Genomic DNA, 14,572 nt, shown 5'->3' on the forward strand with positions numbered 1-14,572 from the left:
TGATGTGATCAAAAGCAAGAGACAAAGAATTGCTCCAATACATTTAGCTTATACAAACGCATTTGCTTCTTTTTACAGGAAAAATCAGCATAATGGCTTTGCTTTTGCTAAGAGAAGAGCTGATTAGGCCAATGGTGGCCCTTTATTGAAATAGCTGGATAGGGGAATCTCAAATGGTATAGCTAGATCCAAACGTTGAATCAGTATAGGTTTGCTCCTATATACTTCACTTAACGTGAATAGCTGACCTGGCAACTGTTGGCCTTGTTTGACATGTAGGTAATCACATATCTTACAATTGATTTCCTTTTTAACTTGAAAGGAGGTATGGCTTGTTTGCTTTGTATTGTCATTATGATGGTAAGCATGTATTAATTGCACGCCTTGTATGTAACCTATTGTTACAAGCAAGCAAAGCGCAATCAGCCTATAGATGCTTTTTATTGACAATCCTTCTACCATTTACTGCAAAAGTAGCATAAATGCAGCTATATTGCAAGTTCGAATAACATTATCTAGGCACGAGGGTGAAATTCGATCATTACCGAGCGAAGGTAGTCCCGATCTAAATGGGTGTAAATTTCCGTAGTACTGATGCTTTCATGTCCAAGCATATCCTGTACAGCACGTAAATCAGCTCCACCCTCTATGAGATGTGTTGCGAAAGAATGACGGAAGGTATGTGGGCTGATGGTTTTTTTCAAGCCAACTTTTATCGCCAATTCTTTGATAATAAGGAACACCATTACACGGGAAAGGGGAGAGCCTCTTCTGTTTAAAAACACATAATCTTCCATTCCTGGTTTTTGCGGCCCCTCTTTCCTTGTATGTTGCAGATAAATCTGTAAATGTTTGATAGCTGAATGTCCAATGGGGATGAGCCGTTCTTTGTTGCCTTTTCCGGTTACGCGAATAAACTCAATCTCCAAGAACAGATTAGAAATCTTTAAATTGACAAGCTCGCTAACCCGTAATCCGCAGCTGTAGAGCACCTCTAACATCGCCTTATTGCGTAGCCCTTCCGGTGTCGAAAGGTCGATAGCACCTATAAGCGCATCAATTTCCACAATACTCAATGTATCGGGCAGTTTCCTGCCCAAGCGCGGTGCTTCTATTAAGGCTGCTGGGTTGTGCTCCATAGCTCCTTCCAACGTTAAATAATGATAAAAGGTTTTGATGCCGGATAAGACCCGTGCCTGCGAGTGTGCAGACATTCCAAGCGAATAAATCCATTCCAGGAAATCACGAATATCTTGCGTGAGGATCGCATTGGGATCCTTTTTATGACTATAAAGTGCGTGCTGGCGTAACTTCTCTACATCATGCAAATAAGCTTCTATCGAATTTTTTGCGAGTGAACGCTCTAACCTTAGATATTGCTTAAAATCCTTAATTGCTGATTCCCAATCCATTTTGTTTTTCCTCTATTCAATAGAACGATTTCGGGCTAAGTTAAGAAAAACAAAAGCACAAAAAATGATAAAAATATTTGCGCTGTGTTGGTTTATTATATATCTTTGCCTCACTAAAAAACGGTGGTTTTAGCTCAGTTGGTTAGAGCGCCTGATTGTGGTTCAGGAGGTCGTGGGTTCGAGCCCCATATTCCACCCTTCACAGGGCAAAAGATTTTTTAAGATCTTTTGCCTTATTTTTTGCTGTTTGATTTTTTGTTACCTAATACGTTGGTGTTAAATCATTGTTTTTTCTTCTTTTTAGCGAGATCGGCACAAGCCTTTTGGGCAATTCAAGAAGGAAAGCAAATAGTTGTTTTTTTTTGACTTATCTTTATCATTGGTGGCGATATTAAATGGTAATATAGAATTTAGTGCCTTTCCCTTCTATACTTTTAAAAGCTATTTTGCCATTATGAGCCTCAACACATTGTTTGGTAAAATATAAGCCGAGCCCTGTTGAAGTTTCGCCATTTGTTCCGGGGCGTTGAGCAGATGAAAATTTGCCGAATATATGGGGTTGAGCGTTTATTGCAATACCGACACCGCAATCTGTTATTTTAAAGACTAGATTTTTCCCGTCAAATTTGGTGGATATTTTGATTTTGCTGAATGGATAAGAAAATTTAATTGCATTTGAAATAACATTTTGCACTGCCCTTTTCAACTTTCTTTCGTCAATTTTTTTTAGTACCCGGTCAGAGGAAAAGTTCTCAACAATCTCAATGTTTTTTAACAGGGCCAGCCCCCGTTGCTCAAAACTGCATTGCCTGTAAAAATCGTTTAATTCAACATACTTTAAAACCATTTCATTTTGCTCAATATATAGAAGATCGTCGAGAATTTCAATTGCCTGTTGATACGACACATCGAGATGATACAGTATCTCCCGATGTTCCTCCTCGGTTTTCGCATAACTGAGCAAAGTTGTTAAACCTTTAATATTGGAAATAGGATTTTTAACATCGTGAATCACCTTATGATAGTGCATGTTATTTTCTGTTAACTGTCCAGCCATTTCATTAGCGATCTTTGTAAGAGATACAACCCCTATGAATTTATCCCGGTCAAATACAGGTAAATAATGCAGGTCGTTTTTCTGCATAAGTCCCATGACAGCTATAAGCGTATCCTCCGGGCTGACCCTAGGTTTGCTTATATCGATATCTATAATTTTTCCATTGGAGCGTTCGTGGATGTCTTCAATGGTAAGGATACCTATGGGCTTTAAGTTTTCATCAATAGGCACCAAATATTTTATTCCTTTAAGTAGTTTTGATACGACAGATAATTCTTCCTTAATGCCAATAGAACGGTAATTCCGATCTATTAAGGAACTGATTTTTATGTTCATAAATATACATCTAATAAAATGACGGAGATCCCGTATAGAATTAATGATATATTGGATCGAATTCAAAGCAATGGCTAAAACTTCCCTACACCTACTCCTATTTGTATAACGGACCTTTCTTTACCTCAGCAGGTAGCACATGCCCACTACATTTAAACCAGACCCGCGACAGATCTGTAGATCGGACAAGAGCACGGAAGTGACGATAAGGTTAGGTAAGTTTTAGTGTTTGGTTCAGTTAATATTTTTCATAAACGATGCTGTGCGTTGGTGCTTTTTAACTTTATCATGGGTTGAAGTTATAAAAAAATGGGACTGCCGATAGAGCGGTAAAATCGGATGCTGGCATTATAGCAATATTATGCTATAGCATTTAAGCAAATAGCAATAATTTGCTATGCGTAGCCAGCGAGTAAATGTGAGAAAAAATCCATTCAAAGAAAGATGGAGAAGTTTCGAAAACAAAAGATTTAGAATTGTCAACAGTGTTAATTGAAACGAACTGATATATACTACTTTAGTCTGACGCACCCATAGAAATGTTCATAATCAGTTGTTATGTATGAACCTGATGCTGTATTTTTACTACATTAGATAGATTTATGGACAAAAACAACACGATCGCCATTATTTTTGATGACCATCTTTTATTTGCCGACTCTTTTTCGGCACTGGTAGAACGGTTCGAAATCTTTAGCGCTGTCCACACTTTTGATGATAAAAGAGAGTTAACACATTTTCTCATAAAACACTCAAAAATGCGCATTTGCTTATTTTTGGATTATTACCTAAAAAATGAGAACAGTCTTACATTTATCAATGAAGTAAAACGCTTAAATCGACGGATCATGATCATTGTAATGAGTTCAACCATAAGTCCCACAGCAATAAAAAATATTCTAGACAATAAGCCTCATGGATTCATCTCTAAATCATCGGGATTTGATACGGTATTGCAATGTCTTACTGCCATAGCTGATGGCAGCCAATATATCTGCCCAGTAATCAGCGAAATTGTAGCGCATGCCAAAAATGTAGAGAAGATACCATTTACAGACCGGGAATTGGAAATCTTGCAGTATTTTTCACGAGGATTATCCATAGCCGATACTGCCGAGAAGGCACATCTTAGCCGGCATACGGTAGTAGCACATAGGCGTAATATGATGTCGAAGGCAAACGTGAATTCTATTACCGAGTTGTTATTGTACGCACGCAAACATGAATTAATCTAAATTATTATCGAACCAAATGAAAAGCAAATTTCAGCTGTTTTTTAGTGATTTATATATCCTTTGCCTGTTTTTTCTGCTTATTGCCAGTCAAACGGCCATCGGTCAATCGAAAACAAATGTACAAATCGAATTCAATAAATTGAATGGCGCCTACCATTCCGGTCACTTACCCGCACTGCAGTATTTTGTAAAGGCCGATTCGGTAATCCATCAACTATTTTCGGAAGGAAAGCATTTCGAAGTCAGGGAATTGGTAGATATTCTTTCTCTTTATGAAGAAATTGCTTGGAGCAAAACCGAGTATCAACGGGCACGTATCAGCTATTACTTTCTTTTTTTTAACAATGCACGTATGTTTAAGAAGAAAGGCGCCTCTATGTATTATGCTGAAAAGATCACTGCGGAATATAAAAAATACGGTGAGGAACATCCTTTAGTAGAGCAGTTACAGAAATGTAAAATCTATCAGGAGCAAAGGCTTTATAGCAAAGTTATTGACCTGTTTAACGGCGAAAAAAAATACCTGGAAACCTTACCTAGACTGTTACAACAGAACCGTGTTGACGAATCTGTGGGGTTGAATGCTTTATATATCCTTTCCCCAACCCTAATGGGGTATGCCAAAGGGAATGACACGACAGCGGTACACCAGACTGCGCGTTTGGCTAGGCAAATCGGCACTGCAATTCAACGTAAACACCTGGTTACGAGGAGTCAGTTGCTGTACACCGATCTTTTAATGATTGATATTGAGCATTCAGTGGCCAATTTCGATGGCAGATATAATGATGCAAAAAATTTGTTGAACCAAATGGAAGCTTTAAAAGTAACCTACAAAGATCAGGCAACAAACTTCATTGATATCAACCTGATTCGTTTACGTATAGAAAATTACCTCAACCTACAAAAATCCGACAGCCTTCGCTCTTACATAAGTAAGTATGAAACCTCTCCGAATTTTGGCAAAAGCCAAAGTGCAGATCTCGCTGAGTTCAAAGCCAAGCTACAGGCCTTACAGGGGAATTACCAAGAGGCATATACTTACCTTGCCATTGCACTGGAACATGAAAGGGATCTGCAGGCAAGCCTAATGACAGAATCGAGCGACTTACTTTATGCCTATACGCAGGCAGAGCACAGCGCCATCGCCCTCCAAAGGGCAGAGAAAATAAAGCAGCAAAGAACATTTTGGTTGGTGTTCATTTCAGCTGCATCATCTATTCTCATTCTGGTGATCTACCTAATAATGGTTTATCGAAGCAGGAAAGCGAGAAAACAGATAGAAGCTCTGAACAATGCTGCCAATATGGAGATTATTGCCATGGAAGAGGCTAAACATCAGGCAGTAAGAGAAGAACAAAAACGGCTTGGACAGGATCTTCATGATGGGCTTTCATCATCTATTGCCGCTATCAGGCATCAACTAGAGTCATTGTCGATGGATACGAATGATATTTTGTTGAAAAAGAGATTGGATGCGCTTCAGGTGGAAACGGAAAACGCATACAAAGTAGCTCGCAACAAAAGTCACGAATGGTTCAGTGACGCTGGTAGACTGCCAGAACAGTCCTTTGAAAAGCAGATCAAACTTCTTACTGACCGTTCCCTGCCCGATAGCCGCTATAACAAAACTATTCACATTGATGACAACTCTTTGGTGAATGTCGGTACTGATAGGCGGATTACACTCCTTCGGATCATACAGGAGGCAATTACCAATATTATCAAACACGCCAAAGCTAAAAATGTAGCAATCCTGATTTACGAAGAAGAAAACAACCTTATATTGACCATCAATGACGATGGTGTAGGACTCGGTGAAAATAAACCTGGCAATGGAAATGGGAAATCAACTATGGGCTTACGATCCATTCGCCAACGGGTTCAGTCCTTGGACGGCGAAATCAAAATACATTCCGACTCAAAAGGCACTGAAATAACCATATCCATTCCTTCAGTATCATCATAATGCCGAAGAGATGGCTGTCTGTGGCTGCATCCGTCCGACTACGCTGGAAGGTGAAAGAGCGAAAATCGCTTAGTCAGCATGGTGGATTTTGATCAGGTGCGTAAGCTGGCTTTTATCGGACTGTCTATCCTAAAAGCTGTTGGGAGATCCTCCAAGTAAACTACAGATCAAATTAAGTCAATCAATCAGCTCTTTTTGAAATTACAGAATAAAGTAAAACAGAAGGTTCCCAAGCTGTAGAGTATGAATATGTAGATACTGAAAAGATGTTTCTCAAACTTTTCGATGAATATAGAACCCAAGGGGTTATACCGACTTATTCATAGTGACAACTAAAAGATACCTGAAAAACGCTATTTGAATTCAATGATCTAATATTGATCTTTCCAAGCTCAAAGAGTTTTTTATTAATAAAGCAGCAATCGATGAAAACGCAATTTATCTTGTTTACTTTATCCGGCATTATGCGTTTCCGGAAAATAATCTTTCTTTTTTTTACCGTCACTCCAGGTTTTGTTTATGGACAGCTTGTTTCTACTGAACCTTACGCCTTGCAAGATAAAACGGTATCTTTTATGCATCGATTAGAGAAGGAGTTGATAACTTTCGTTGAGCAAGCCGATAGTGTTTCTAATGCTAGCATGGAGGAAAGAAATACATTATTGCAAAAGAGTGTTTTTTTTCGCGAGATAAGTAAATATTTGGATGAAAATCGGTTTGCTTATGAGAGCGTTCGTAGACAGAGCTTTGAAAAGTTAACGCCTCCGCCTATAGATTTGGAAAAAGCCTTACGCCTTACTCCGATAGTAGACTCATCACTTACTATCCTTTGGAAGGAGGCCGATTACGCCCGATTATTAACTTTTCAATCTTTTACTGCTGAGGCAATTATGGGATTAATCGCGAATACGATGCTACCGGTCATTGTAGAAACTTCGTCTAACATTTATGATGATTTGATGCTCGATTCACAAATTGGGCCTTTAATATACGGGCTACCGGTTTTGCGGGATAAATGGCAGCTTTTTATGATCACTCGCCATTATTGCATTGCCGTTGATTTTAATCTCACTACACAAGACATAGATAATGTGCGATTTGCTACATTTTCAGATAGCAGTCCTGATTTATCCAATTTGGCTGTATCGGGAAACCCGAAAACAACAGTCGATTCGCTAAGTCAAGGTCTTCAGAAAATAGGTTGGAGTATATTGGCTGATACAGCGTACCTTCGCGCATCGCATACCGAGATACTGCAGACCTTGGCAGTGAAAAAACAACAGTTCTTTTTGGAACACCTTGATCAGTATACACAAGTGAGAAAAACGCTGTTGTCTAGATTTCCGGCAACAGGCGTGTTACCAACTGAATACAGGCTTAAAATATCGGGAGAAGAGCTTGGTGACACTTTTTTACAAAGTATTTCTTTCCTGAATCCAACTGTCTTTTCCGTCGAAACCATTACAACTCAGCTTGCTAATTCAATCGCAGGGCAATTAAGTTGGAGTGGACGCCCTGATTATAAAGCGCTTTCATTGAAGGCTATGATGGGGTATTTACACCGGGTAAAGCCCACAACAAACCATCATATTTGGCAGGTACAGGCCTGCGGCTATCAAACGTTGATTGAATACCAATGGGATATAAGTACCGGAAAAATTACTGATCTAAAATACTACGAAAGAATATAATCTGTTATGTCGCATCGTATTTATCTTTATAATTTTAATGATGGCAGCCGCATTGAACCAAGTCGGCAAAGCGGCTTGTTGAAAAACCCTTTAGATTTGCTTTCCGTTTATGGCGGAAATGAGGATGGTAATTTGATGATGATCGAATGGGGATACGAATTGCCCGTCTTTTTTTATCCCTTGTTTACCGATCATCCATTTTTAGGAGCAACACGCTACAATAATCCCGAAGGCGGTATTTTCGCACCTGCGAAGACGGGGGTTGAACTGTTTAAAGCGCTCTATAACTTTATTGAATTACATGCTGATAAGTTAGTAGAGGACGTTCCCTCTTTCTTGGAAGCCAAAAAGAGGCTGTTTGATTATTTTGAACGGTATGTTAGATATGCTTATTTTCATTTAGATGCATCCGACGTCTTTAATATGAACGAAAGCTCACATTATGAACAGGGGCAAGCGTTGCTTTCGCAGATTAAGAAGACTAATGAAATTATACGAAAAGCAATCACAACGAACGATCCTTCGCTACTTAATCAATGCCCGGATATTCAAGATAGCATCTATGGTTATAATACTTTCAGACAATATTTTAACGAACCTGTATATGCTTACGGCTGGGAGGTTATTTTTCCGATTGATGAAGATATGCCGGAAATCGAGGAGTTTCCAGAAGGTCTGGATATACGCGTTTATCAGCGCGATAATAAATTCGGTTTTGTTCATCGGAATGGGCATGAAATTACCCCGGCAATCTATGATTTGGCATATGGCTTTAAGCGAGATGAAACGAATGTAGCTTTGGTACAGCGTGATGGTAAATGGGGAATGATCGATGAAAACGGAGGGGAATGCATAGCTTGTATCTATGATGAAGCCTATGAGTTTCCCGACGGTGCATCTTACGCTGTGGTTTGTAAAGGCCAAAAGTGGGGCTATATCGACAGACAGGGCAGGCAGCCGCTTCCGCTGATTTACGATAATGCTTTGGATGCCTTGGGAAACATAGGCACGGTACAGGAGGGGGGGCGATATTTCCTGATCGATATCCTATCAGGGGAAAAATGCTCGGCCGAATATGATGAAATCAACATACTAAGTTATGCACCACCACTATATGAAATTCGGCAGGCTACGAAAAAAGGTTTGTTAGCTGTTACCGGAAAAGAGACGGTAGCGCCGGTTTATTCAAGGTTGGAAGCTTTCACTGATGATGCTTTTTTATTAAGCAGTAAGAAAAACAAAGCGTTATTTTTACTAAATACCAACGTCCTCGTAGATGGCTGCTTACAAATCGATGTAGTGGATTATAATTTTGGGATTTATCGCTTTTTCAAGAATGGAGCCTACGGCCTTTGTACCCGTGAAGGCTTACTGCTTAAGGAGCAATTTGATTCAATTGTCCCCTATGCTAAACACGAAACAGATAAAGGATGGGAACTATTGGCCTTTAAGCAGGGTGAGGCGGTCTCTATCATTGCGGATGGAACGATAGAACCATTAACGGCAGCGCAATGCATTGATTATCTTGGTCATGATTGGTCTTATGTTATCACCGAACAACAAAAAGACATATTGGAACATCAATGCGGAGCGGAATTACCCGTGGAACAACTTTTCGATAAGGGATCGCGATTGCTTGAACAGGGCAAGGTGGATGAAGCTTATGTATTACTGAAGCAAGCGGCAGATCAAGGTTACGCGGATGCAATGAGTGATTTAGGGTACATACATACGGCTTTTGAGGAGTTTCTGGATGATGAAAAGGGGTTTCATTGGTATCTTAAAGGGGCAGAACTAGGCTCAGCGTATGCACTTAATGGTTTGGGATTATGTTATCAGCATGGTTATGGCACCGATCAGGATTACGCAAAAGCCTTTGCTTATTTTAAACAAGCGGCCGAGGCAGGTGTTGTTTATGCTTATGTTAACCTAGGCATGGCTTATACCGATGGAATTGTGGTGGAGCAGGATATGAAGAAGGCATATCAATACCTAAAGCGAGCCGAGAATCTTGGAAGACCCGCCTATGATTACCTGGGCTATGTGGCAAAAGAAACGGGATATTACGATGAGGCCTTATCTTATCTTAGGCAAGGTAGTAAGGAGGGGAGCGCTTATTGCACCTATCTCTTAGCTATCATGTACCAAGACGGCTTGGGCTGTCGGGCCGATAATCGAAAGGCCTTGTCAACTTTTAAAAAAGCGAACGAGATGGGCGATATCAATTCTATACTGGAAATATATAACATTTTAAGATCGGATGAAGAACTAAAAGATGAAGAGCAAGCCAAAGAATGGTTAAGTAAGGCAAGAGCGCAGGGATTGGAAATTCCATAGACCTAAATCGGTTGGCTAAAACACATGTTCTTGTCGCGTTTTCGCTAATCATTTCGTTATATAGTCAGTTGGATTAAAAATAGCAAGGGCGTCGTATACTCAAATGCGGGGCCCTTACATCTTTTTAGCGTACTGTTTGTCCGGAATTTATACAATACAGATGATTATACAGTGCGTTAAAGACAACCATTTCTTAACACTAAGCTAATATTGTCGGTTTTACTTTTGCTGATAAAAAAACAACAATGAACCGTAGATCATTATTAAAGAGTTTGGGAATTGGCACGCTGTCCAGTTTAGTCTTGGGCAAATCTGTTTTTGCCGAAACACCAAGTACCCATTTGAGTAATGGAAAAATAGCCAAGCGTTCTTTGCGTTTTGCACATTTAACAGATGTTCACATGCAACCCGAATTAGATGCGCCTAAAGGTCTGGCTAGCTGTTTACACCACGTGTAGTCGCAAGCAGATAAGCCTACTTTAATCGTTAATACGGGCGATTGTATTATGGACGCCCTAAAGCAGCCGAAAGATCGGGTTGTTACACAGTGGAATCTTTGGCACCAGTTAATGAAAGATGAAAACAGTTTACCTATCGCATACTGTATTGGGAACCACGACTGCTGGGGGGCCGCTGAAAAAAACGATCCACTTTATGGTAAGAATTATGCTTTAGAAATGATGCATCTAGAAAGGCCCTATCGTAGTTTCGATCAAGCTGGATGGCATTTTGTCGTATTGGATAGTATACAAGTTAGGGCAACGGACGGGCAATGGTATGCTTGCCAGCTAGATGATGAGCAGTTTGAATGGCTAGGGCGAGACCTCGAGGCGAATAAAGATAAACATACGGTGATCTTATCGCACGCACCTATCTTATCAGCAGCGCCTTTGGTTGTTGGTCATTTAGGCAAAGTGGATACCGGTTATCAGTTGGGTGGTGGTGCTATTTTAAATGATGCAGAGCGCGTTGTCACTTTGTTCACCAAGCATCCACAGGTTAAATTAGCTTTAAGTGGACATATTCACCTTAATGATGAAGTAAAGTACCAAGGTGTTACCTATATTAGTAATGGCGCGGTAAGTGGTAATTGGTGGAAAGGTGATCGCTACGCTACAAAAAACGGATATGCCATAGTCGATTTATACGAAGATGGTACTTTTGATAATGTGTACATTCCTTACGGCTGGAAGGTATAAATTGGCGCCCCTAAACGTATTTCGTGTTGATGTTTTTATTTGACAAAACAAAATATTAAGAATGCTGTTAACTAGATAAGGTTTAGGTTGATTATAATATGCAAAGGCCATTGCTTCCCAGGCAAGGCCTTTGTCATTTCTTCTAAACATTAGCCAGCCGACGGCTATCGATAGTCATTTAAATTTTACATGACTAATCCGTGTATTTGTTCCGTTCATTCTTAATTTTATAAAAATTCATAATTATGAAAAGCCTAAAAAAAGAAGATGTAAAACAGGAAGTTTTTGATCTATATGATGATTATGCGCACAATCGTATCACTCGGCGCGATTTTATGCAAAAGCTTTCGGTTTATGCGGTTGGTGGAGTTACCGTTACGTCGCTAATGAGTTTTCTAATGCCTGATTATCAGGATGCTATTCAGGTGCGAGCCGATGATCCTAGAATCACTTCAAGCTACATCGATTACCCATCACCCAAGGGTGGCGGTACTATAAAAGCGCTTTTAAGCATGCCTAAAAACGATGTAGAAAAATTGGGCGGTATCGTTGTAGTGCATGAGAACAGAGGGCTTAACCCACACATAGAAGATGTTGCGAGACGTGCTGCATTAGCAGGCTTTGTAAGTTTGGCTCCTGATGCCTTAAGTCCGCTCGGTGGTTATCCAGGTAATGATGATGAAGGCCGCGAATTGCAGAGTAAACGGGATAGAAATGAAATGCTCGAAGATTTTATCGCAGCCTTTAATTATCTAGAAAAGGACAAGTTCTGCAACGGTAAGGTCGGGGTAGTTGGTTTTTGTTTTGGGGGCTGGATTGCCAACATGATGGCAGTCCGAATTCCAAACTTGGCTGCGGCGGTTCCTTTTTATGGTGGCCAAGCTCCTTTGGATGAAGTGCCGCAAATAAAAGCGCCTTTGCTGTTGCATTATGCAGCACTCGATACCCGCGTAAATGAAGGATGGTCAGCTTATGAAAAAGCATTAAAGGAAAATCATAAAGATTATAAGGCTTTTATATACGAGAATGCCAATCACGGGTTTCACAATGATACCACGCCCCGGTACGACAAAGAAGCTGCGCAGTTGGCATGGAAACGTACCATCGACTTCTTTTCTCAAAAGTTAAAGTAAGGTAAAAGTTTGTAAAAGGATACCTATAAATAAAAGCGGGTATTCCAACTTCTTTCCAGAATTTAACCCTATACTTGCCGTAATGAAAAATTACGTATAGGTGGGTAAGGACAGCTTTTCAGTGGTCCCGAAGTTGATGACGAACAAATGATAACTAGATGAAAATCTTGATTGTTGAGGACGAGGAAGATCTATTGGACGCTATTACTTCTTCGTTGCTTAAAGAATACTTTTTAATTGAGTCAGCTAGCGACTATCATACGGCCATGGACAAGATCCAGATGTATGATTATGATTGTATTCTGCTGGACATTATGTTGCCTGGTGGTAGCGGACTTCAATTGTTGGAACAGCTGAAACAATCCGAAAAGTCAGAGAACGTTATCATTATTTCGGCAAAAGATTCGTTGGATGATAAACTAAAAGGACTTGAACTGGGAGCGGACGATTATTTAACTAAACCTTTTCATATTGCGGAACTCAATGCACGTATCAAAGCAGTTTTAAGAAGAAAGAAGCTGGACGGTAAACATACGATCGAAACACGAAATGTTGTGTTAGACTTAAATGAGCGACAACTTTTAGTGAATGGGGAAGCGGTTGCACTCAATCGAAAGGAGTTTGACATACTCAATTATTTTCTACTAAATACCAATCGTCTGGTTACCAAATCGGCTTTGGCCGAACATGTTTGGGGCGATAACATTGATCAGGCAGACAACCTCGACTTCATTTACTATCAAATTAAAAACCTTCGAAAAAAATTACAGCAAGCTAATGCAGCGATTGAAATCGAATCGGTTTACGGAGTCGGTTATAAAATGGTAGAGAAATGAAGCTGCTCAATAAATCACTGAAATATCTTTCCGTTTCGATTTTACTCATTGTAACCATCTGGTCAATCATTTTTTACATCAATATGCTCGATGAAATTCATGATAGCATTGACGATGGCTTGGAAAATTATAAAGTGCTGATTCTTCAAAAAGCAGATACAGACTCTACCATATTGAAGAAAAACTATTTTGATGAAAGTAACTATGCCATTCGGGAAGTGGGGGAAAAACTTGCGATTAAAATGAAAGATCGGTATTCGGACACGCTTATGTATATGCTGGATGAAGACGATTTAGAGCCCGTGCGCATGCTTACAACTGCATTCGAACACCAAGGACATTTTTATGAGTTGAGAGTCATCAATTCAATGGTAGAAGAAGATGATTTAATTGAAGATCTTTTTTGGTCGGTGTTCTGGCTCTATGTCATTTTGGTCGTGAGTATTATTCTTATCAACAACATTGTTTTACGAAAATTATGGCAGCCTTTCTATAACTTCTTAAACCAGGTTACTAGATTCAGGTTAGGACGTAGTAGGGAGCTACCTGATATAAATACCGATGTGAAAGAATTCAGTATGCTGAAGGATGCCGTTAATACGTTGCTGCAGCATAGTATGGAAACTTACCAACAGCAAAAACAATTCATTGAAAACGCTTCGCATGAGTTACAAACACCCTTAGCGATAGCTACGAGTAAATTGGAGTTACTGCTTGAGAAGGGAAATATAGAAAATGAGCAAGCGGAAAATATTGCGCAAGTACTGCAAATAATCGAACGCTTAGTTCGTCTGAACAAATCCCTATTACTTTTAACAAAAATCGAAAACAAGCAATTTTTTGATCAGCAAAATATATCCTTGAATGAAGTGATAAAACAAACCTTACTAGATTTAGAGGAGTTTGCAACATTTAAAAATATAGCAATAGAAGTACATGAAGAGGCGGATTTAACCGTGGAAATGGACCCCGCATTGGCTAATATTATTGTTTCTAACCTCATTAGGAATGCGATTTTTCATAACATGCCCCACGGGCAGGTTCGTGTTGAAATAAAGACTGATGCGCTAACCGTAAGCAATACAGCGAAAAGCGGGCCACTCGAAGTTGATAAAATATTTAATCGTTTTTATAAATCGACCGACAAAAAATCGGAGGGAACCGGCCTAGGCTTAGCCATTATGAAAGCTATCTGTAATCTGTATGATTTTAATGTTTCGTATTATTTTTTTGACAGCAAACATTGCTTCGAGATTCGATTTAATAATGTAAAGTGAAAATGCCGTCTATTCTGAGACAAGAACTAGTCGCAGGATCACACCAAACAAACGCTTATACTTGCAATACCTTTTCCTTACTGTTTCTAT

Annotated in this window: 10 protein-coding genes, 1 tRNA gene and 1 pseudogene; 10 read left to right on the forward strand and 2 right to left on the reverse strand. The window is 39.6% G+C overall.

The genetic code is table 11. From position 1 onward, the window contains the following. Positions 1-515 precede the first annotated feature (515 nt). Positions 516-1,412, reverse strand: a complete 897-nt coding sequence (gene xerD, locus ACH11B_RS13650; protein WP_013665823.1) for a site-specific tyrosine recombinase XerD — start codon at positions 1,410-1,412, stop codon at positions 516-518. Positions 1,413-1,534: 122 nt separating this feature from the next. On the opposite strand from xerD, the gene ACH11B_RS13655 reads away from it, so the two are divergent. Next, positions 1,535-1,610, forward strand: a tRNA-His gene (locus ACH11B_RS13655). Positions 1,611-1,803: 193 nt separating this feature from the next. Here the strand turns inward: ACH11B_RS13655 and ACH11B_RS13660 are convergent. After that, on the reverse strand, positions 1,804-2,805 hold the full coding sequence (locus ACH11B_RS13660; RefSeq protein ID WP_377612198.1) for an ATP-binding protein: 1,002 nt from the start codon (positions 2,803-2,805) through the stop codon (positions 1,804-1,806). 602 nt (positions 2,806-3,407) lie between these two features. Here ACH11B_RS13660 and ACH11B_RS13665 point away from each other — a divergent pair. The 9 genes and pseudogenes from ACH11B_RS13665 (at position 3,408) to ACH11B_RS13705 (ending at position 14,482) form a co-directional block, all read left to right on the forward strand. After that, positions 3,408-4,040: a LuxR C-terminal-related transcriptional regulator gene (locus ACH11B_RS13665; RefSeq protein ID WP_377612197.1), complete on the forward strand. Its 633-nt coding sequence runs from the start codon at positions 3,408-3,410 to the stop codon at positions 4,038-4,040. Positions 4,041-4,056: 16 nt separating this feature from the next. After that, positions 4,057-6,009 carry a sensor histidine kinase gene (locus ACH11B_RS13670; protein ID WP_377612195.1) on the forward strand — a complete coding sequence of 651 codons (1,953 nt, stop codon included), beginning with the start codon at positions 4,057-4,059 and terminating at the stop codon, positions 6,007-6,009. Positions 6,010-6,434: 425 nt separating this feature from the next. Further along, on the forward strand, positions 6,435-7,700 hold the full coding sequence (locus tag ACH11B_RS13675; RefSeq protein ID WP_377612193.1) for a hypothetical protein: 1,266 nt from the start codon (positions 6,435-6,437) through the stop codon (positions 7,698-7,700). 6 nt (positions 7,701-7,706) lie between these two features. Then, entirely contained in the window at positions 7,707-10,037 is a 2,331-nt protein-coding gene (locus ACH11B_RS13680) for an SEL1-like repeat protein (protein ID WP_377612191.1), read from the forward strand. A gap of 245 nt (positions 10,038-10,282) precedes the next feature. After that, positions 10,283-10,495, forward strand: coding sequence for a hypothetical protein (locus ACH11B_RS13685; protein ID WP_377612189.1), 213 nt, complete (start codon positions 10,283-10,285; stop codon positions 10,493-10,495). A 21-nt stretch (positions 10,496-10,516) separates the two neighbouring features. After that, positions 10,517-11,236 (forward strand): annotated as a pseudogene (locus ACH11B_RS13690) (metallophosphoesterase family protein); the annotation flags it as partial. Between the two features lie 245 nt (positions 11,237-11,481). Continuing rightward, positions 11,482-12,369 (forward strand): dienelactone hydrolase family protein, encoded by an 888-nt coding sequence (locus ACH11B_RS13695; RefSeq protein ID WP_149105468.1) that lies wholly within the window; start codon positions 11,482-11,484, stop codon positions 12,367-12,369. A gap of 158 nt (positions 12,370-12,527) precedes the next feature. Further along, positions 12,528-13,205 (forward strand): response regulator transcription factor, encoded by a 678-nt coding sequence (locus ACH11B_RS13700; protein ID WP_149105469.1) that lies wholly within the window; start codon positions 12,528-12,530, stop codon positions 13,203-13,205. After that, positions 13,202-14,482, forward strand: a complete 1,281-nt coding sequence (locus ACH11B_RS13705; protein WP_013665831.1) for a HAMP domain-containing sensor histidine kinase — start codon at positions 13,202-13,204, stop codon at positions 14,480-14,482. Before ACH11B_RS13700 ends, ACH11B_RS13705 begins: the two co-directional genes overlap by 4 nt. The last annotated feature ends 90 nt before the right edge of the window (positions 14,483-14,572 follow it).

Source organism: Olivibacter sp. EAT-5 (genome assembly GCF_044784325.1).
In the GTDB taxonomy this organism is placed as follows: domain Bacteria; phylum Bacteroidota; class Bacteroidia; order Sphingobacteriales; family Sphingobacteriaceae; genus Olivibacter; species Olivibacter oleidegradans.

Excerpts from the sequence above, each read along its gene's own strand:
- xerD (WP_013665823.1), bottom strand. The coding sequence starts at position 1,412 with ATGGATTGGGAATCAGCAATTAAGGATTTTAAGCAATATCTAAGGTTA.
- ACH11B_RS13660 (WP_377612198.1), bottom strand. The coding sequence starts at position 2,805 with ATGAACATAAAAATCAGTTCCTTAATAGATCGGAATTACCGTTCTATT.
- ACH11B_RS13665 (WP_377612197.1), top strand. The coding sequence starts at position 3,408 with ATGGACAAAAACAACACGATCGCCATTATTTTTGATGACCATCTTTTA.
- ACH11B_RS13670 (WP_377612195.1), top strand. The coding sequence starts at position 4,057 with ATGAAAAGCAAATTTCAGCTGTTTTTTAGTGATTTATATATCCTTTGC.
- ACH11B_RS13675 (WP_377612193.1), top strand. The coding sequence starts at position 6,435 with ATGAAAACGCAATTTATCTTGTTTACTTTATCCGGCATTATGCGTTTC.
- ACH11B_RS13680 (WP_377612191.1), top strand. The coding sequence starts at position 7,707 with ATGTCGCATCGTATTTATCTTTATAATTTTAATGATGGCAGCCGCATT.
- ACH11B_RS13685 (WP_377612189.1), top strand. The coding sequence starts at position 10,283 with ATGAACCGTAGATCATTATTAAAGAGTTTGGGAATTGGCACGCTGTCC.
- ACH11B_RS13695 (WP_149105468.1), top strand. The coding sequence starts at position 11,482 with ATGAAAAGCCTAAAAAAAGAAGATGTAAAACAGGAAGTTTTTGATCTA.
- ACH11B_RS13700 (WP_149105469.1), top strand. The coding sequence starts at position 12,528 with ATGAAAATCTTGATTGTTGAGGACGAGGAAGATCTATTGGACGCTATT.
- ACH11B_RS13705 (WP_013665831.1), top strand. The coding sequence starts at position 13,202 with ATGAAGCTGCTCAATAAATCACTGAAATATCTTTCCGTTTCGATTTTA.